The 19,278-nt window shown below is 60.2% G+C and carries 19 protein-coding genes and 1 pseudogene; 11 read left to right on the forward strand and 9 right to left on the reverse strand.

Annotated elements, in window-relative coordinates:
• Positions 1–424: 424 nt before the first annotated feature.
• Positions 425–1,126 (forward strand): SDR family NAD(P)-dependent oxidoreductase, encoded by a 702-nt coding sequence (locus tag ABWP89_RS01410; protein WP_353226656.1) that lies wholly within the window; start codon positions 425–427, stop codon positions 1,124–1,126.
• Between the two features lie 94 nt (positions 1,127–1,220).
• Here ABWP89_RS01410 and ABWP89_RS01415 read toward each other — a convergent pair whose 3' ends face one another.
• The 3 genes from ABWP89_RS01415 to ABWP89_RS01425 form a co-directional block, all read right to left on the reverse strand.
• Positions 1,221–2,171 (reverse strand): MBL fold metallo-hydrolase, encoded by a 951-nt coding sequence (locus ABWP89_RS01415; protein WP_353226657.1) that lies wholly within the window; start codon positions 2,169–2,171, stop codon positions 1,221–1,223.
• An 86-nt stretch (positions 2,172–2,257) separates the two neighbouring features.
• On the reverse strand, positions 2,258–3,268 hold the full coding sequence (locus tag ABWP89_RS01420; RefSeq protein ID WP_353226658.1) for an acetamidase/formamidase family protein: 1,011 nt from the start codon (positions 3,266–3,268) through the stop codon (positions 2,258–2,260).
• Between the two features lie 941 nt (positions 3,269–4,209).
• The gene (locus tag ABWP89_RS01425) at positions 4,210–4,536 is read right to left on the reverse strand and encodes a hypothetical protein (protein WP_353226659.1); all 327 of its coding nucleotides are present in this window, start codon (positions 4,534–4,536) and stop codon (positions 4,210–4,212) included.
• A 148-nt stretch (positions 4,537–4,684) separates the two neighbouring features.
• Here ABWP89_RS01425 and copC (ABWP89_RS01430) point away from each other — a divergent pair, with 148 nt between their 5' ends.
• The 3 genes from copC (ABWP89_RS01430) to ABWP89_RS01440 all read left to right on the forward strand — a co-directional run bounded on the left by copC (ABWP89_RS01430) (position 4,685) and on the right by ABWP89_RS01440 (position 7,172).
• Entirely contained in the window at positions 4,685–5,068 is a 384-nt protein-coding gene (copC, locus tag ABWP89_RS01430) for a copper homeostasis periplasmic binding protein CopC (protein WP_353226660.1), read from the forward strand.
• 415 nt (positions 5,069–5,483) lie between these two features.
• Positions 5,484–6,338 carry a diacylglycerol kinase family protein gene (locus ABWP89_RS01435; protein ID WP_353226661.1) on the forward strand — a complete coding sequence of 285 codons (855 nt, stop codon included), beginning with the start codon at positions 5,484–5,486 and terminating at the stop codon, positions 6,336–6,338.
• Between the two features lie 99 nt (positions 6,339–6,437).
• Positions 6,438–7,172 carry a phosphatase PAP2 family protein gene (locus ABWP89_RS01440; protein ID WP_353226662.1) on the forward strand — a complete coding sequence of 245 codons (735 nt, stop codon included), beginning with the start codon at positions 6,438–6,440 and terminating at the stop codon, positions 7,170–7,172.
• 329 nt (positions 7,173–7,501) lie between these two features.
• Here the strand turns inward: ABWP89_RS01440 and ABWP89_RS01445 are convergent, their stop codons facing one another.
• From ABWP89_RS01445 to ABWP89_RS01470, 6 genes are all read right to left on the reverse strand, one after another.
• The gene (locus ABWP89_RS01445) at positions 7,502–8,152 is read right to left on the reverse strand and encodes a hypothetical protein (RefSeq protein ID WP_353226663.1); all 651 of its coding nucleotides are present in this window, start codon (positions 8,150–8,152) and stop codon (positions 7,502–7,504) included.
• Between the two features lie 17 nt (positions 8,153–8,169).
• Positions 8,170–9,525, reverse strand: a complete 1,356-nt coding sequence (locus ABWP89_RS01450) for a multicopper oxidase family protein (protein ID WP_353226664.1) — start codon at positions 9,523–9,525, stop codon at positions 8,170–8,172.
• Positions 9,522–11,102, reverse strand: coding sequence for a TolC family protein (locus tag ABWP89_RS01455; protein WP_353226665.1), 1,581 nt, complete (start codon positions 11,100–11,102; stop codon positions 9,522–9,524). The genes ABWP89_RS01450 and ABWP89_RS01455 overlap by 4 nt, the downstream gene beginning before the upstream one ends.
• Before the next feature lie 83 nt (positions 11,103–11,185).
• A complete protein-coding gene (locus ABWP89_RS01460; RefSeq protein WP_502915211.1) occupies positions 11,186–11,755 on the reverse strand; it encodes an RNA polymerase sigma factor in 570 nt (189 codons plus the stop codon).
• 47 nt (positions 11,756–11,802) lie between these two features.
• Entirely contained in the window at positions 11,803–12,246 is a 444-nt protein-coding gene (locus ABWP89_RS01465) for a periplasmic heavy metal sensor (RefSeq protein WP_353226667.1), read from the reverse strand.
• Positions 12,243–12,530, reverse strand: coding sequence for a hypothetical protein (locus tag ABWP89_RS01470; protein ID WP_353226668.1), 288 nt, complete (start codon positions 12,528–12,530; stop codon positions 12,243–12,245). Before ABWP89_RS01470 ends, ABWP89_RS01465 begins: the two co-directional genes overlap by 4 nt.
• A gap of 224 nt (positions 12,531–12,754) precedes the next feature.
• Here ABWP89_RS01470 and copC (ABWP89_RS01475) point away from each other — a divergent pair, with 224 nt between their 5' ends.
• From copC (ABWP89_RS01475) to ABWP89_RS01505, 7 genes and pseudogenes are all read left to right on the forward strand, one after another.
• Positions 12,755–13,099, forward strand: a complete 345-nt coding sequence (copC, locus tag ABWP89_RS01475; protein ID WP_353226669.1) for a copper homeostasis periplasmic binding protein CopC — start codon at positions 12,755–12,757, stop codon at positions 13,097–13,099.
• 3 nt (positions 13,100–13,102) lie between these two features.
• Positions 13,103–14,017 carry a copper homeostasis membrane protein CopD gene (gene copD / locus ABWP89_RS01480; RefSeq protein ID WP_353226670.1) on the forward strand — a complete coding sequence of 305 codons (915 nt, stop codon included), beginning with the start codon at positions 13,103–13,105 and terminating at the stop codon, positions 14,015–14,017.
• Positions 14,018–14,106: 89 nt separating this feature from the next.
• Entirely contained in the window at positions 14,107–14,652 is a 546-nt protein-coding gene (locus ABWP89_RS01485; RefSeq protein ID WP_353226671.1) for a DUF305 domain-containing protein, read from the forward strand.
• A 145-nt stretch (positions 14,653–14,797) separates the two neighbouring features.
• Positions 14,798–17,155 carry a heavy metal translocating P-type ATPase gene (locus ABWP89_RS01490; protein ID WP_502915212.1) on the forward strand — a complete coding sequence of 786 codons (2,358 nt, stop codon included), beginning with the start codon at positions 14,798–14,800 and terminating at the stop codon, positions 17,153–17,155.
• A 93-nt stretch (positions 17,156–17,248) separates the two neighbouring features.
• Complete coding sequence (locus ABWP89_RS01495; protein ID WP_353226673.1) at positions 17,249–17,620, forward strand: hypothetical protein; 372 nt, start codon at positions 17,249–17,251, stop codon at positions 17,618–17,620.
• Between the two features lie 13 nt (positions 17,621–17,633).
• The gene (locus ABWP89_RS01500; RefSeq protein WP_353226674.1) at positions 17,634–18,953 is read left to right on the forward strand and encodes a hypothetical protein; all 1,320 of its coding nucleotides are present in this window, start codon (positions 17,634–17,636) and stop codon (positions 18,951–18,953) included.
• A gap of 99 nt (positions 18,954–19,052) precedes the next feature.
• A pseudogene (locus tag ABWP89_RS01505) lies at positions 19,053–19,268 on the forward strand (CopD family protein); the annotation flags it as partial.
• Between the last annotated feature and the right edge of the window lie 10 nt (positions 19,269–19,278).

The raw sequence follows: 19,278 nt of genomic DNA on the forward strand, positions 1-19,278 counted from the left end.
GATATGGTCGCATGACTCAAGCCAAATAGCCTCCAGGAAACCCGGGACGCTTCACTGAGCGCCGAGTGACTTAAAGTGGGGCGAAATCTGCCAGTTCGTCTAGCTGCTCCTGTAGGTCAGCTAGTCCAAGCTCGGCGAATGAAACTTGCCCTACGTTCACCGGCTGCCGATGGCGGCAAGTGGGCCGGTTTGAGCCAGGCGGCTTCAGATAGCCATAGAGGAAAGCAGATCGTGCTAAGCCGCTTGCGGGCTGGTTGTTGATTTCCACTGAGAGCCGACCCCGCCTGAAAACACCAGTTACGGTTCTTCCAGATACACTGTATTATCTCGACTAGGCTCATCTCGAGACCTTAGATGCGGATGCGTCACTTCGTTAGGGACGAACGTTCCCGTGACAGTGGATGGCGGATCTGGAGAGACTTTGATGCGGAAAGTTTGCGCTATACTCGGGGTCGGTCCGGGCAACGGGCTATCATTCGCCAATCGGTTTGCGAAGGTCGGATACGACGTCGCCCTATGTGCACGTACGCTTGATCGGGTTACAGATATGGCGAGTGCCATCGGCGACACGGCTCGCGGCTATGCCGTCGACGTGACCGACAATAGCTCGGTGCGGGAGGGTTTCGACGCAATCGCGCAAGGACAAGGTCCGGTCGATACTCTCATTTATAACGCGGGGAATGCGCGGTGGGGGAACGTAGATTCCATCAAGGCGGACGAACTTCTGCCCGGGTTCGACGTCAACGTCGCCGGCTTGATCCGTGCCGTCCAAGCAGTATTGCCAGCGATGCGCTCGGCTGGACAAGGCAACGTGATTGTGGTCGGTGCCGGCGCGGCCTTGCGGGGTCGCCCGGACACGCTCGGGTTTGCAGCAGCAAAAGCCGCTCAGCGTTCGATTTGTCAGTCTCTCGCCCGGCAACTCGGCCCAGAGGGCATCCACGTTGCGCTCTTGATCCTTGACGGTGTCATCGACATTCCCAGCACAATGCAGCGGATGGCCGACAAACCGAGGGAGTTCTTTCTTTCTGCGGACGGCATCGCGGATGCTGCGTTCGCGCTGACCCAGCAAAATCGCCAAGCCTGGACCTTTGAGCTAGATCTGCGACCGTTCTGCGAACGGTGGTAGCGGCGCGAGCGCGATATGCGTCCGCTTGCGCAGGACCAAAAGCCGCTTCACATAAATCGTTCATCAGTTATGAGCGATGTATCGCTCGCACATTCTAATTATGAATTCTGTATTTTGAATATTTCTGGTAGGTCAAAGAACTATAAAGCGTGTCGATAAAACTATTGGTGTCAATAAAATCATTTGAATATTTTTGGCTCCACTGAGCGAGAATCTTTTCTCGCTTCATCTGATCGCTCGTCTTTCCAGCTTTGATCGCCTTGCGGACAGCCGCAGAAGTCCCTTTCAGCATCTGCACATATTCGCGCACCTCGCCGACGTTTGACACCTCCCCATGCCCCGGGATCACTTTCACATCAGGCGGAAGCTTTGCGATGGCTCCTTCGCAAGCCTTGATCATGCCTTCGACGCTGCCTCCGGCCTGAACATCGATGAAGGGGAAACCATACCGCACGTAATCATCGCCCATGTGCACGACGTTCGCGTTCTTGAAGAAGATGATCGAGTCACCGTCCGTATGGCCAGCCGGATAATGCAGCGCTCGTATGTCCTCCCCATTCAAATGCACTGAGACATCGTGATCGAATGTAATCACCGGCAACGCCGCCTTTTCGCCAGCAAGCGTCTGAAAAAATACTTTGCTGCCAATGCCCGATGCGCTGCCGCTCATTATGCGCGCGCGGGCATTGTCATGCGCGATAATCGTCACGTTTCCATTGGCGAATGCCGCGTTACCTCCTGCGTGATCGTAATGAAAATGAGTGTTGATGATGAACCGAACGGGCTTTTCGGTTGCGCCAATACCCTTGAGCGCAGCGGCAATTTTACTAGCGAGGGGTGCATACTCGTCATCAACCATGACGATGCCATCCTCTCCCACCAACGCAGCGATATTTCCGGCATCGGCTCCTTGGAGTAGGTAAACATTGCCCGCCACTTTGGATACTTTGATTTGAGCCTCGCTCAAGTCCGGCAACACGGGTTGAGCGGACGCGATCTGCGGCAGACCGATGGACATAAGTAGGGCAATGATACGCTTGCTCATTCTGATTATTCCTCATTCCGCCCCAAGGTGATTTGGTTTGATGATAGGCAACGATCGGGGCAGGCATTTTTCTTTGTCAGGTAAGATCATTGGGCCTTAAAGAGCGATTTCTGCAAGACCACATGGACGCCCTTGTTGCGATCAACCAATTCGGTGATCTCAACATCCCCCGCCACACTGATCAGCATATAGGCATCATCTCGCGTCATTTTCTTCTGGGCTACAAGAAAATCGACCATGTTGCGCAAAGCCTTGCGTGTTGCGTGGCTGAGATCGTCGTCAAAGCCCATCGCTATGTAGGCAGTCGGCGTTTCTGCCCAAGGATAAGGGGTCACCAGCTTTTTGTGCAGGATGAATTGGAATGTGCCGGTAAGCGAGGTTTCCAAAGCAGTAATGTCAACTTCGCCATTGCCCTGCGCGGCGTGCCCGTCACCCGCCTGGAACAACGCACCGGGAGCATGGACGGGGAGATAGAGCGTTGTGCCCGCCACCAGTGCCTTGTCATCCATATTGCCGCCATTGATCGTGGGGGGTGCTGAATCGTAACGCCCGAAGGCTGGCGGCGGGGCGACGCCCATGCTGCCGAAGAATGGCGCTAGTGGCACCTCAATCCCCGGCCCGAACTTGCCGACCATCCTCTGCGCATCCAGAGGCACGATTTTCATCCGTGCGTAGGGGAAGTCATCGGTCAGGAAACCCGCTCCAAATCGAAACGCATTATAGGAATAAGGTATTGCCAGATCGACCTTGCGAATGCGCACTTCGAGCGTGTCACCTGGTTCGGCTCCTTCGATCGCGATCGGGCCGGTCAGGATATGCCCGCCCGGACCGCGCGCCGATGCGGGCACCGCTTCGTATACCGCGCGCAGCGCCGGCTCGATATCCGCCGGCGCAACGCCTGCCTTCTCAAGTCCCGCTGGACTGTTTGTAAGCAGCGTGTGCATCACCACCGTATCGCCCGATTTGATCGTAAGCACGGGCTTGTCACTTGCATCATAATGGCCCCACGCAACAGTTTGCGGGGTCGCCTGCAATTCATAAGTATCGGCACGCGCTGGTGTGGCGAACGCAAAAATAGCAAGAAGCATAATTCTCATGGTCAATTCCTACGTGGGGTTGCAGGGCAACTCGCTTTGATCAGGGCAGCCAGTTCACGTCCCTAGCGTTCAGCATCGTGATGCGCTGGGAGTATATCGCCAATTGGCATGGACGGCCGGGGCGCATGGCGCGACGCCGGATGCGCGCGCTTCGGCCCCAAACACATCGCTGATCGTGCGCAAGTTGACCTCGGCGGTGACGCCATAAGGCGTCCGTACCGGCGCACGGTCGCTGACTACGAGCCAGTTTCCGTAGCTCGGCGCGACGCTCGCGAAGATCAGGCCAATCGCCCAAAACACGTTGTAACACCGCGCGCGCCGTTCGGCTCCAAACCAATGCCCATCGTTAACTGAAGACGCGCCCGCCATATGATATGCTAACTCCCCTGTAATGTTGGTGCGCTGGAACAAAGGAATCAAGCAATTTTCACCTTGGTAACGCCCGGTCGCATTGCTTGCGTTGCTAGTCGGCATGCCGACGCCTCGATTAGGCTACACGGACCTCACACTCGCGCGACTTTGCGTTTCAAAGCGGTCAGGCAGACCACGTCATTCGCGGTGCAAAGGCGAAGTTCGCGCGTTGCTTGGCCTGAATCACCGCTTTTGGGAGCAGCGCCTTGGTCTTCTTACTACCGGCATTGGGGCGCAAAGCGGACAAATTCCATCATGGTGAACGCATGGTGGCTTACCCCAAGCGTGTAGCCAAACACGGGCTGTCGGCAATTTCCAGGATGGCGGGACCCGCAGGTTCCGGATCGACGATCTCGGAAAGTGTTCTGCATTCATCGTTGCAGGAGGCAGCTCCGCTTCGCAGCGCCGAGCTGCCGGGCTCAACTCTCGATACGCTCAACATACGCAATGGCGTCGTGGATCTCGATGGCAAGATAACGAACGATGTTATCGTTATTCGTGTGACCGTGAATACTGGCTGCACTCCTCGATCAGAGCGGGTTCAGATCGGTCTTCGTATTGGTCATTTTGTCTTGAGGAGGAAACTGATGCGAAAATTGGCTATGACAATTCTGGGTAGTGCGTTGCTGATTGGCTTCGCGATGCCGGCATCGGCACATGAGCAATATCGCCACGACTAGCAGCACCAGCGGCTTGATCAACGCCATGACGATGTGCACGAACAGCTCGACGAAGAACACGATGAGGCGCACGAACAGGGTTAAAGCCCTTGGGAACATGCGCAGCTCCACCGCGAGCTGGATTATCGGCACGAAGACGCGGACGCCCGGCTGCGCTGGCAACATGCCCGCGAACATCAGCGCAATTCTTGGCAATATCGTAATCGCTATTACCCGCGCGGCAGTTATTACGGCTGGTTACAGCGCATGTCCGGAACGCGAATGAGCTGTCCTGTACCGGATCGGACTTCACGCAGAGCGATAAATACACCACGGAGAGATCGTTATGAAACATAGCCATGCCATCAGGGCGCTACTCGCCGTTTTCGCGCTGGGCGTGGGCGCGACGGCCGAGGCTCATCCCAAGCTCCTGCGTGCTAATCCGGCTGCCAACGCGACAGTCGCAGGGCCGACCCGGGTGATGCTCGCGTTTAGTGAACGGCTGATCGCACCGATGAGCGGCGGCGACATCATCGCGACGGCACTGGCGAGCCGTGGCACGACAGCAGCGATTAAGGTTGCGGGGGTCACATCGGCCGTCATCGGCGGCAAATCGCTGATGCTGACACTCAAGCGTCCGCTGGCTCCGGGCAGCTATCGCTTGAACTGGCACGTGGTATCGGTCGACACGCACCGTGTGCAAGGAACGTTTAGCTTCAAGGTGAAATGACAGACCGGCTCACCATCGGCATCAGGTTTGCGCTCTATGCTGACCTGATGCTGCTGTTCGGTGTGCCGATCTTCTGCCTCGACACACGCTGGTCTGAGCCCCGGCCCGACAGTTGCGGAGTCTCCGCAACCGGCCCAAATGAGCCCGCGATGTGCGCGGGGTAACATTGTCTTGGGCCATTTCGTGCAAAGCAATGCGGAATGGGTGTTAGCGAATTTGGTTCCCACGCTCATAAGTGCTGGCCTTGGAATTTGAGCAATCAAGTGGGTGCATCGCGTCCGGTTGGGTTGCTTGCTGTGCGGGTTATGTAAGTTGCTTGCGAACTTGACCCATAAAACGTGGGCAAGCGCTGATGGGGGCCCCGGTCTAAACCTCACTTGGGAAACAACATGCCATTTGCTGGGTTCTTCCCCGCATGAGACAAGAAAATACGTTGTGGTTAGTGGTGAACGACACCAGCGGAGGTAACGACACATCGGCGCTGGTCGATCTGCTCGCCTCGATCGCAGCGGCTGGGTTGCAGTGCCAGCGAACCATCCATTTCCCGGCAGAAGATCTACCTACGCCCCAAAAGCTGAACAAGGCCGAGGTGGCGATGCTCGCGATCTTTGCGGGCGACGGGACGATCAATGCTGCCGTCAGCGGCCTGAGTGGTTGGGGCGGGGTTATTCTTGTGCTGCCAGGCGGCACAATGAACCTCCTCTCCAAAGGATTGCACGGCGCGGCCTCGGCTTCAGAGATTATTGAGCTGATCGGCTCGGGCAAATGCACAGCGGTGCGCCCGCAAGTGATCCAGACCTCGCAAGGCATCGCGTTCGCAGAATTGCTCGCGGGGCCAGGCACATCCTGGGCACCGGTCCGCGAAGCGTTGCGCGATACCAATGTTTCGCAAATGATCGAAACGGCCAGCGAAGCAATCACTCAAACGAGCGAGGCACCGCCGCTCCATCTGATTGATCCAAAGCTTGGCCGGGAGAACGGCTACCGCTTGTTGGCGCTGCAGCCGACCCAGAATGGACTGCACATTTCCGGCTATTGTGTCGAATCATTGGGCGATTTTCTGCGGCAGGGAGCGGCCATTGTCAGGCGCCGCTTTCGTGAAGGCCCGCATGATGATCTTGGCATAGTCGCCCAGGTCACGCTGGCAGCGGAGAATGGTGGTTCGATGGGCCTACTGCTCGATGGTCAGCCAGCCGGCGGAGAAGGAACGGAGACCTTTGCATTGACGCAGTGTGCGGTCGATCTGCTGGCAACGGTTCCGTTCGACTGATGCCAAGCCGCTTTCTAATCCGAGCAAGAGCGGGAGGCGTCAATCCGAGCAACGGTATCCGAACTGAAACGAACAGGAGTAGAGCATCTGTCAGCAATCTTGATTTCCCTGTTTTCTCAGTTCGGCTATCTCATGATTGGCGGCGCGCTGCTTGCGGGCGCAAGCCGGATGCGCTGGCGGACCTTCTTGCGCGGGAATCTGCCCGCCGCTGTGGACAGGCGACAGGCCGCAATAGGTTTGGTCGCGCTGGCCTGCGCGGTACTGTTCACGAAGATTGCCGAGGACGTAGTCCATCACGAATCGACCCAGTTCGACTGGGCAGCCAGCCTCTGGGTCCACAGGTTCGACACGCCGACGCTCGATCTGGTCATGCGACTGTTCAGCTTCATCGGGTCATTTCCGGTGATCGCAGTCAGTGGCCTCCTTGTCCTGACGTGGTGCTGGCACAGGAGGGACCGGGCGGCGTTTGCAGGTTTGATTGGCGTCATGGCCATCAACGAGACGTTGAACTTCGCACTCAAGCATCACTTCGAACGGTCGCGGCCCGATTTGTTTCAGGAAATCGCGACACTACACACTTACAGTTTCCCAAGCGGCCATGCCATGGCTGCAGTAGCCATCTGGGGGATGATCGCGCTCGTCATCGTCCGATTGGCACCGCGGCTGCGCCTGTGGATAGCGGTTCCGGTATTTGCGCTGATCTTGCTGATCGGCCTGTCGCGAATATACCTCGGCGTGCATTGGATCACCGACGTGCTGGCCGGCTATGCCGCCGGAGCGACCATCTTGTTCGCAGGCGCCTTGTGGCTCGCGTCTTATCCAGCAGAACCATGACGCGGGCTGCGATCGCCTCCAATGTCATCATCGGAGCAACACTAAGATTTGTCCCGTGCCGTGTCCGCAATTGATGACGTGAAAGGCTCACGTGCCCAAGCCAACCTCAAGCATCGGCCCAGATCACCGCGAAACGTTGATGAGCCTATCCAGTCCGGGGAGTGGCTGGACCTTGTAGGGTTCTGCTGTAGCTCGGAGCGAGTCCGCCCGTGGTTAAGGCTTGGCCAGACTGAGCCGCGTTCGACCTCGCAGCTTTGCTGATTCAGGCGGGGTAAGCTGGATGTTGCAAATGGGTCTCCTGCCCAACGCCGCGCCGGATCATAGCGTCGCTATTTTGCAGAGTCCCATTTGAGGAGCACGATTTTCCAGCCATCGGGCAGCTTTGTCAGAACCGCCGTCTCCTCGACAAGCGAGTCGATCATCTTGTCGCTGCGATTGCTGACCATGCGCAGCTTTGAGACGATCCGCGCCTGTACCGGGCTTTCGTTGATGACACTGCGTTCAAGCAGCACCGTCTTCACCGACTTCTGATAAGCCATGTCTGCCGCAAGGTGGCCACCGATGTATTCGGCCCGGCTCTCCTCGACACCATCTTCGACGACTTTGAGACCGGGGGCGAGGCGAGCGATCGCGAGGTCGCTGTTGCCGACTTCGAGGGCATCCGAAAAGGACTGGAGCGCGGCTTCTGCAGGACCAACATTGCTGCGAGTCATGCCTTTTAACGCGGGTGTCATCGCCATGCCACCATGGTTCATCTTGCTATGATCCATCGCGGGCATAGCGCTGTCGCTGGAGGCCGCCGGGGCTGGCATGTCCATTTTGCTGTGGTCCATGCCCGGCATTGCGGCGTGATCCATCGGCGGGGCCGGTGTGGTTGCCGCGCCAGGCATTGTATGGCCAGCGTGGGGATCGGCCAATTGCGCCAGTGCCGGTGCGGAGAGGAGCAGGGCCGATGCGGCAAGATGGACGGGCTTGATCATGACGGGGAACCTTATGGTCAGACTGTCCGGCGCACCGGCGCGCCAAAATCGGGGTCGGTGCTGACGCGGCGTGACACGGTGCCGCTGGGGAAACGATACCAGCCAGGATCGCGGTAGTCGCCGCGAGCAAGGTCGTCGCGAACCTTCACAACGGTAAACATCCCGCCCATTTCGATATTGCCGAACTGGCCGTTGCCGACCATCATCGCCATCGTATTGGGCGGTCCGGGGTGGCCGCCATCGGTGTGATCCTGATGCTCGGCCATGCCATCGCGGCCCATCTTCATATAGCCCGGAAGCATTGCCTTCACGCGGGCTTCGACATTGTCCTGATCAACCCCGGTCTGATTAGGCACGCCATGCCCCATGGCATTCATCGTGTGGTGCGACATATGGCAATGGAACGACCAGTCACCGGGAATGGCGGTAAATTCGATATCGCGCATCTGCCCGACATTGACGACTTCGGTGACTTCGGAGGTCCATTGTCCGCGCGGGCGGCGGCCGCCATCCGAGCCGGTGACCGCAAATTCGTGGCCGTGGAGATGGATCGGATGGTTCCACATCGAAAGATTGCCGATACGGATGCGGACGCGCTCACCGGTGCGGGCCACGATCGGGTCGATGGCGGGGAAAACCTTGGAATTGAACGTCCACAGGTTGAAATCGACCATGATCGAGGGATCGGGCCGCCACGTGCCGGGGTGGAGCGCCCAATTGTGCAGGATGAACGCATAGTCACGGTCGATGGCGACCGGCTCGCCCCCGCGCGGGTGGATGATGAACAGGCCCATCATGCCGAACGCCATCTGGGTCATTTCATCGGCATGGGGGTGGTACATATGGCTGCCATGCTGGCGAAGCGTGAACTCATAGACGAACGTCTCACCCGGTCCGATCGCGGGCTGGTTGAGCCCGGCGACACCGTCCATCCCCGAGGGTAGCATCAGGCCGTGCCAGTGGACGCTGGTGTGTTCCTTCAGCCGGTTGGTAACGTAGATGCGGACACGGTCCCCTTCGACGGCCTCGATGGTCGGGCCAGGAGTGGAGCCATTATAACCCCAGCAAGTCGCTTTGGAACCGGGGCCGAATTCATGGACGATTTCCTCGGCGACGAGGTGAAATTCCTTCGCGCCATTGACCATTTTCCATGGCAGCGTCCAGCCATTGAGCGTGCGGACAGGGGTGTAGCGCGGATCGCGCGGACCGTCTGGCACTGAAGAAGACATTGGCGCTGGCGCCATCTGCATCGCGTCACGATCCATCGCGGCCATGTCGTGTGTTTGTGCAGCCGCCCTGTTGGCCGCGACCAATGCACCGGCGGCAGCCGCCGCGCCACTGCGCATCAGCAGGTTTCGGCGATCGATGGTCATGACGGGCCTCCGGGATGTTGGTGGGCTGGCGGCGGCGGTGGCGGGCTGGGCAACGCTGGCGGCGCGTCATGCGCGGAATGATCCATTCCCGGCATGTCGGCCATGGGCTCCGGCGCAGCAGTTGGCCCAGCACTTGCCGCGCCATGCCCGCTGTGGTCCATGCCAATGCCGCGCGGCGTCAGGATTTCGCTGACACTCGGCGTCTGGCCGCTGACCTCCTGCTCGCTCGGCAGCCGGGCACCGACGACGCGCATCAGGTCGATCCGGGCCAGCCAGTAATCGCGGATCGCTTCGAGATAACCCTGATAGGCATCATATTCCTGCGTCTTGGCCTGGATGAGTTCGAACACACCGATCAGCATGTAATTCTGCTCTTGCTGGCTGCGTTCGACAATGGTTTCGCGCGCTGGAATCAGCGCCTCGCGGTGGGTCTTGACGATATCGGAGAGCACCTGGACGCGCTCGGCACCAAGGCGCACCGCATTGTCGGTCTTCAATTGCAAAGTCAGCAATTGCGCGCGCGCTTGCAGGTAGCGTGCCTGGGCGCGAGCGACTCGTGCGCCGCCCTGGTTAAAGATCGGGATTTCGATGCTGGCGGTCGGTCCCTGGATCTTCGATCCATCGGTTTCGCGTTCGCGCTCAAAGCCGATCTGGGTATCGCCAAGCAGCCGCGTCCGCCGCGTGATTCTGGCAGCATCGCGCAGGATATCAACCTCGCGCGCCTGTGCGAGCAGCGCGAGATTGCCCTGGTTTGCCATTGTTTCGAGCAGCACCGGATCGTCTTCGGTGGCCACCGGCAGCGGCAGCCGGTCGCTGGTTCGCCATTCGGCGTCGGCGCCTGACAGACCGACGGTCGTGTTCAGCTTTAGCCGGGCCATGCGCGCTGCCACTGCCGCTCGGGATGCATCGATCTGCGCTTGTGACGCAGCTGCTTCATCGCGTTTGAGTTGCAGCTCGCTGATATTGCCGGCGGCGTAGAAGCGGCGCGCCAGTTCGCCCGATGTGGCCATGCCCGACGCGACCGCCGCGCGCATATCCGCCACTTGCTGTGCACCGACGTAATCATACCAGGCCGATTCCACGTCGAAGCCGACGCCGAGCACCGAGGCGGCGATGGCAAGCTTGGCTCGCTCGAAATCGGACCTCGCCAGACGCGCGCGAGCCGGCAGGACCAAAAGATCCACCAGCGGCAGCGTGAGCCCCAGTGCAAGCTGGCTGCCATGACCGCCCAGCGCATCGAGGTTACCGATGGCGAAGCGCGGATTGGCGATCTGGACTGCTTCCATAATGTCGGCGCGCGCCAGGCCTAGCCGGGCATATTCCTCTTGCAGCCGCGGACTGCGCAGCATCGCGACACGGACGGCGCGTTCGGCGGTCATCGGTTCGCCAAGCCACTGGGTGACCAGTGCGGCATCGGCACCGCTGCTGTTTTTCTCCCAGCCCAGTTGGGGAGCGCCGCGCGCCGCCAGCAGTTTGTTGATCTGCGGCGGGTCGAGACCGGGCTGCACGGTAGCGCAGCCTGCAAGCAGCATGGCAAAACCGACGGACGCTAGGACTCGGCCCTTCTGCTTCAACATGTACCGTTCGACCCTGATGCCGCGTTTCCAGATGTGCGGCTGTGTAACCGTCAAAGGGTATACGCAGTTCCATCGCGCGGCCCTCAGGCGTTGCCAAGTATTTCTGTCAGCCTTGCCCGTGCGCGGCGGATACGGGTTTCGACAGCCTTTTCGCTGATCCCCAGCACCGTTGCCGCGTCCGCTTGCGACAAGCCATCCACCGCGCAGAGAATCAGCGGCTCCTTCAACTGGGTCGGCAGTTGCGGGATAGCGCGCGCCGCAGCGGCCATCCGTTGCCGATCATCTGCTGCCACATCGGGCCCGATGGCGTCATCGGGAATTTCCAACACATCGCCATCCAACGGCGCAGCGAAAGTGAAAAACTTGCGCACGGCGCGGCGGCGCCCCCAATCGCGCGACTTGTTGATGGCGATCCGCGCCAGCCAGGTGCCGAAGGGCCGAGCGGGATCATAGGATTTCAGCGCCAGCCAGGCCGCGACGAAGCTTTCCTGGACGAGATCGAGCGCTTCATCGTTGTTGCCGATATGACTTCGAATGAGCCGGTAGATACGCGCTTCGTGCCGCCGCATCAGCATGGCATAGGCTGCGCTGCTCCTGTCGAGCGCCAGCGTTGCCAGTTCCCCGTCGGAGTATTTGGCCAGATCGCCAGTCACTTCGCCAGTTACGTTGCCAGTCACCACCGCCCGGCTCCCGGAATCGTTCACTGTCCGTCAGCGGTAAGCGCCCGCGTCACGGCAGCATCGAACTTTGCCGCCTGATCCTGGCGCATCAGCGCTCGCATCGCGAAGATATGCGCCAGCGTGGCCTTTTGGAGTTCACCCATGACATGATGTGAGCGGTCAACCGCTGCGGTTACCTCCGGGCCTGCGCCATGTTCTTGGCCGATCGCACGGGCAAGTTCGGCATTGTTGGCGCGCAGCTGGCCTTCAAGAGTGCGCTTCTGAACCGCGAAGCCGGACTCCAGCACTTCGAGCCTGGTGCGTTGGCCTGCGTCGAGATCGAGCCCGTTGTGCAGGAAGTCATGCAGCTCGGCGCGTGGCGGCGAAGGGGCGGGAATGAACGTTCGGCCGACCCAGGCTCCTGCGAGCCCTGCGCAAAAGGCGATCAGCGCGACCAGAAAGGCACGGCGCAGCTGCGGGGTCATCTGTCAGTGGCCAGCAAGGTTGCAGGCGCAAAAGCTGCGTTCGCCGAAAACACCGACAGTTCCAGCGGCGCGTCTCTTGAAATCAGACCCGGATTGACGCTGGCCAGACCGATGGTCAGCGCCGCCGCAGCCGCGCCAAGTCCGACGCCCAGCGTGGGCCGCGCTTCGCGGGCACGCACGGCGGCGTCGATGCGCTCCATCACCGCGTTTTCGAAGTTGGCAGCGCTGCTCGGCATCTCGGCCTGCCCAAGCATCTGCAGTGCCCGATCGATGCTGTCCGTCATTCCGTCCTCCCGGCTTGTCAGTCACTATACGCAGGCCCCGCAGACGACCCTCATTTTGCCGCCCATGCAATATGCCTTGCAAACGAAGGTCAGAAAATCGGTGCCCGCAATGAGGGCCGCTCGCCCCAGCCGCGTATGGTCAATTGCACCCCTTCGGAGATCCAATCATGTCGTTTCGCTCGCTTCCCCCGATCAAGCTCGTCATTGCCGCAATCACTCTCGGCATGTTGGCGTTCGCGACAACCGCACAGGCGCATCCCAGACTGGTTGCCGCATCGCCAGCAGCCAACACCGCGATTGCCAGCACCAACCAGGTCAAACTGACCTTCAGCGAAGCGCTGGTGGCCCAGTTTTCCGGCATATCGATCCTCATGACCGACATGCCCGGCATGAAGATGACAGCGCCAATGTCGGTCGGTGCGGTGACATCAACCGTTGCCGCCGATGGCAAGACGCTGGTCGGTACGCTAAGATCGCCGCTGCCCGCTGGCACGTATACGCTGGGTTGGCATGCCGTCACCGCCGACACCCACCGGGTTGAAGGCAGTTACAGCTTTACGGTCAGATAGCGCGTGGACGCCGCACTCGGCATTGTGGTGCGATGGGCGCTTGTCGCCGATCTGATGTTGTTGTTCGGCGTGCCGCTATTCGCGATCTATTCCCCTGCTGGCGTCGATACAAAAGTTACAGCGCCTCTGCGGTCCACGATCGCTTGGATTGCGCTGGTTGGCACGCTGCTCTCGATCTTCGGGATCGCGATCTTGGCAGCGGCCATGAGCGGTGTGCCCCTAGCTCAAGTCGACGCGGCAACAGTGTCCATGATGGTGACGCAAACCGCGGTGGGGGCTGCGTTTCTGTTCCGTCTGGCTGCTACGGCAGCCGCCCTTGTGCTCGCGCTGCAACGCTCAGGCCGCCGCGCGATTGTGCTCGCCATAGCGCTTTGCGGCGCGGTGGCGTTAGGGTCACTCGCTTGGTCCGGCCACGGCGTCATGGATGACGGCAGGGTCGGCACCTTGCACTTGGTCGCCGACATTGTTCACCTGCTCGCCGCCGGCGTCTGGGTCGGCGCGCTCGCCTCGTTGCTCTGGGGGTTGCTCACCGCCGGGCATAGCAGCACCGCCGCATCGCACCGGGCGCTGGCAAGTTTCGCATCGGCAGGCACGGCTAGCGTTGCGCTGGTCCTGCTAAGCGGCTTGATCAATTCCTGGCTGCTCGTTGGCCCCTCTAACGTTCTTTCGCTGGGCACATCGCTCTACGGGCAATTGCTGCTCATCAAGCTCGCGCTGTTTGCGGGCATGATTGCGTTGGCAGCCATAAACCGCTTCCGTCTGACACCTGCTTTGGGCGCAGCCCGAATTCCTGACGATGCGCGCCATGCGCTCCAGCGGCTTCAGGTCAGCCTAACGCTCGAGACACTTGCTGCGTTTGCTATCCTCGGGCTCGTTGCCTGGCTTGGCACCCTCGAACCGCCAGTAGCGGCAATGTGAGCAACAAATCCATGCGCCAAGCGTTGTAGCGACAACGAGACGGCCCCGGTTCGATTTCAAATTCGGGGAAATCACCACGGAAAGGCACAATGATGCACAGATATCTAACCCTCGCAGCGATCCTGATCGCAGCCCCGGTCGCAGCGCAAACGTCGCCGCAGAACGATCCGGGTACCATGTCGGGCATGAATCACGGCGGAATGGGAGGTATGAAACACGATGCCATGCCAAAGCCTAGCATGCCTATGCCTCCCGCGCCGATGCCCGCCGCACCGATGCCCGCTATGGACCACGCAAAAATGCAGAGCATGGATCATGCAAAAATGGAGACTATGGATCACCCTATGATGGGTGGCATGGGCGAAATGATGAAGAACACGCCTGCCAACCCCTACGCCGAAGCCGGTATGGCAATGCATCACAAGATGATGGTGGTCGGCGCTGAAGCTTCCGAAACCTGGGTCCGCCAGATGATCGAGCACCATCGCGGTGCGATCGCGATGTCGAAGATTGCGGTTGCGCAAGCCAACGACAAGGAAGCCCGCACCATGGCGCAGAAAGACATCACCATGCAGGAAAAGGACATCGTCAGCCTGCAGTCCTGGCTGAAGCGTCACGGGCACACGGCGCAATAGCAGCGGTGCGCAGCCGGGTTGATTTCATTGAACCTGGCTGCACCATTGTTGAAGGCTCATCGCACGCGGGAAATTTTGATCGACCACAAGGACAAGTGCAATGGCAGGCAAACCGCACGACGCGCTCGAGGCGACAGCACCTGTTATGCGTGGGTCGCAGGAACCAGCCGGCCTGACCGACAAGGGCACAGATGCCGCCAAGACCGAGCGTGATCCTGTTTGCGGGATGATGGTTGATCCGCACAAAACGGGCCACCGCGCCGCTCATGATGGGCATCCCTATTATTTCTGCTCGGCAGAATGCAGGACCAAGTTTGTCGCTGCCCCCGACAAGTATCTGACGCCGCCAGAAACCCCCAAAGCGTTGCAATCGCACGAGCCGGTTCCCGAAGGCACGATCTACACCTGTCCGATGCACCCGCAGATCCGCCAGATCGGGCCCGGCGCCTGCCCGATCTGCGGCATGGCTCTCGAGCCTGAGGTAATGACAGCCGAAACGCCGCCGAATCCCGAACTGGCCGACTTCACCCGCCGGTTCTGGATCGGGCTGGCGTTGACCATCCCGGTGTTCGTCATCGAAATGGGCGGGCACCTTTTCAGCATCGACCACCTGATCGCGCCGCAGGTTTCGAATTGGGTGCAGTTGCTGTTGGCAACGCCGGTCGTGCTGTGGGCGGGATGGCCGTTCTTCCATCGCGGCTGGCTGTCATTGGTCAATCGCAGCCTCAATATGTTCACACTGATTGCCATGGGCACCGGCGTCGCGTGGATCTACAGCGTTGCCGCTACCGCCGCGCCCGGCCTGTTCCCGCCAGCGTTCCGGCGGATGGACGGGGCGGTCGCGGTGTATTTCGAGGCGGCTGCGGTCATCGTCGTGCTCGTCCTCCTGGGACAACTGCTCGAGCTTCGCGCCCGAGAGGCCACCGGTGGCGCCATCCGTGCTCTGCTGGACCTGGCACCCAAGACGGCGCGGCGCCTAAAGGCCGATGGTACCGATGAGGAAGTCTCGCTCGGCGTGGTTGTTGTCGGTGATAGCCTGCGCGTCCGGCCCGGAGAAGCCGTACCCGTCGATGGCACTGTCAGCGAAGGCCGATCGACGATCGATGAATCGATGGTCACCGGGGAATCGATGCCGGTCACCAAGGCGACCGGCGATACCGTGATCGCTGGCACGATCAACCAGACCGGTGCCATCGCCATGCGCGCCGACAAGGTCGGCAGCGACACGATGCTGGCGCACATTGTCCAGATGGTGGCAGATGCGCAGCGAAGCCGTGCGCCGATCCAGCGCCTTGCGGACCAGGTGGCGGGCTGGTTCGTGCCCGCTGTCATTGCTGTCGCGGCCATCGCCTTCATCGTCTGGGCGGCGTTCGGCCCCGAGCCGCGCTTTACTTATGGGTTTGTGGCGGCAGTGACGGTTCTCATCATCGCCTGCCCCTGCGCGTTGGGTCTCGCAACGCCGATGTCGATCATGGTCGGCGTTGGGCGCGGTGCCGAGTCCGGGGTGTTGATGAAAAGTGCAGAAGCGCTGGAGAGGATGGAGAAGGTCGACACGCTGCTCGTCGACAAGACCGGCACGCTCACTGCGGGCAAGCCAAAAGTCGTCGCCATCGAACCGTTCAGCGGCATCACCGAAGCTGACCTTTTGCGCTTTGCCGCCGCCGTCGAACGTCCGAGCCAGCATCCGCTGGCCGCTGCCATCGTTGCGGAAGCCGCCACCAGATCGCTTCCCGTTGAAACCGCGAGCGACTTTGACGCTCCCACTGGCAAGGGTGTTATTGGTACTGTCGGCGGCCGCCGCGTCGCCATCGGCAACCCGGCCTATCTGACCGAACTCGGTGTCGATACTGCCGCACTAACCGAAGCCGCCGACCGGCACCGCCACGAAGGTGCGACCGCAATCCTGGTCGCGGTCGATGGCAAGGCCGCTGGCGTCATTGCCATTGCCGATCCGGTAAAGGAGTCCACGCCCGGCGCGCTTGCGGCACTGAAGGCCGAAGGCATCCGGGTCATCATGGTCACCGGGGACAACCGCGTCACTGCGCAAGCCGTCGCGCGCAAACTGGGCATCGATGAAGTCGAAGCCGATGTCCTCCCGGACGCCAAGAGCGCCGTGGTTGACCGCTTGAAAGCGGAAGGCCGCATTGTCGCCATGGCGGGTGACGGGGTCAACGATGCGCCGGCCCTTGCCGCCGCCGATGTCGGTATTGCCATGGGCACCGGCACCGATGTCGCGATCCAAAGCGCCGGGGTTACCCTCGTCAAGGGCGACCTCAACGGCATTGTCCGGGCGCGGCGTCTCAGCCACGCCACCATGCGCAACATCCGCCAGAACCTGTTTCTGGCGTTCGTCTACAATGCGATTGGCGTGCCGGTGGCTGCCGGGGCGCTGTACCCGGCGTTCGGCCTGCTGCTTTCACCCGCCATTGCAGCTGCCGCGATGGCATTGTCATCCTTGTCCGTTGTCGGGAACGCTCTGCGCCTCAGAAGCGCTGAGCTGTGAAGGGCGACATCTCTTGAGTTTGGACCGGCATAACAGCCCGCAAGACGTGCGCCTCCAGAGCCTACTCGGAATTTTGTTCAAAAGGGGCGAAACATGACTGAAGAGAGTTGCGACGATCCCGCACCAAAAAGCCTGCAACGTCCATTGTCGGAGTGGGACAATGAAGGCGGCGCTGGTCGTTGTGGTCCCCAGGAAAGCACGGCCTGGTTTCCACGATTTGAGGTCCCTGAGCTGACCAACACCGAACTGGTGCAACTTCGCGTTCGCGTCATTGCCCTTGAAAATCTGGTGACAGCGTTGTTGGTTGGCGCGTCGGAGCATCAGCACAACCTGGCCCGTTCGATGGCAGAACAGATTTCACCACGCGCCGGGATGACCCCGCATCCCCTGACAATCCAGGCGGCGTCGCTCATGAATGGGCTTGTCGACCGAGCTATTCACTATCGTGATACGCCCCCGGAATGATGTCGGCGCACACATGCTGACGCCCGCAGCCGAGAAGAAATCCGCAGACGCCGAAGCACCAGCGTTGGCAGAACGTCTGAATCACGGGTGCTTCTGTGTGACCCTCGATCGAGCGGCCTTGTCGCGACATCTCGATGCCGAAGTCGGCATTGCTGGCTTTGCAGCGGCGCTTGCCAGTTCTCACCCTTCGCTGTTTTCAAACGTTCCGGTCTTTGTTGCGCCAGATACGATGTTGGCAATGGAACACGATGTCGCTGCAGTCGAGGCGGCTGCTCAGCTTTCGGATTTTCAAGCCGCTGCAATGGCATGGGCACCAGCCATCGCCTTGGCGGATTTCGGGCCGATGGGCGCCCTGATGGGTTACGATTTTCACATCACCGCCGACGGTCCCCGACTAATCGAGGTGAATACCAACGCTGGCGGTGCTTTTCTCAACCACGCCCTTGCCGTCGCCCAGCGAGGGTGTTGCCTTGAAATGCAGAGGCTTGCCCAAAACATTTTGCCGGGGCGAAACTTTGATGAGCAAATATCGGCCATGTTCATTGCCGAATGGCAGCTGCAACGCGGAGCAGAGCAATTGTCAACGATCGCTATTGTCGATGACGATCCCGAGGCCCAATTTTTGCTCCCGGAGTTCCAGCTTGCATGCTCGATCCTCAACGCAAGCGGCATACAGACCGTGATTGCCGACCCCGCCGCGCTCAAGTTCGACGGCGTGGCGCTTTGGTTCAACGACCTTAGAATCGACCTTGTCTATAACCGGCTCGTTGACTTCGCTTTGACAGGCGACCGTCATACGGCGCTGAGGTCTGCCTATGAAAGTGGCCGGGCAGTGGTAACACCGAACCCCCACAATCACGCGCTCCTGGCCGATAAACGCAACTTGGCTTTGCTTTCGGACGCCACCGCGCTCGAGCGGTGGGGCCTCGCAGCGCAGCACCGGAATGCTTTGCAATCCGCCGTCCCTGCAACTGTTGTCGTCGGCGCCGCCAACGCCGACAATTTGTGGGCAGATCGTCGGAACCAGTTCTTCAAGCCTTCAGGTGGGCATGGCAGTAAGGCCGCCTATCGCGGAGAAAAGCTGACCCGCAAGGTTTGGGCAGAAATTCTGTGTGGCAGCTATGTCGCTCAGGCCTTTGCTCCGCCAAGCAACCGGATGGTAGTTCGAGATGGCGCGCCGTCAGCATTCAAAGTCGATGTGAGACTGTACACCTATGCAGGGACGCGGCTGCTTACGGCCGCCAGGCTTTATCAAGGTCAGACCACCAATATGCGAACGCCGGGAGGCGGCTTTGCGCCCGTCCTTGATATTGCTGGCGGCGCAAATCTGTAGCGACATCAAAGCCGACCGAGCACACTGATCAATGGCCTCGTGCTTGTCGGGCCAGACCACGTTGTTGATATGCCGTTCACACTTTAGGGCCAACGGCTTCTCGCCAAGCTGGTCCTGTTTGGTGTGATGCTTGGCCTCGCCGCAACCAACCGATTTCGACTGACTCCTGCGTTGGAGCAAAGCCTCGCCACGGGCGAAACGAATGCCGCCATTCGTGCGCTGCGCATCAGCCTGACAATCGAAACAGGCACCGCAGTCGTAATTCTCGCCATGATTGTGTGGCTCGGTATGATCGAGCCTCCACAATCGATGTAGCCGGTGGGTC

The organism is Novosphingobium sp., assembly GCF_040398825.1.
In the GTDB taxonomy this organism is placed as follows: Bacteria; Pseudomonadota; Alphaproteobacteria; order Sphingomonadales; family Sphingomonadaceae; genus Novosphingobium.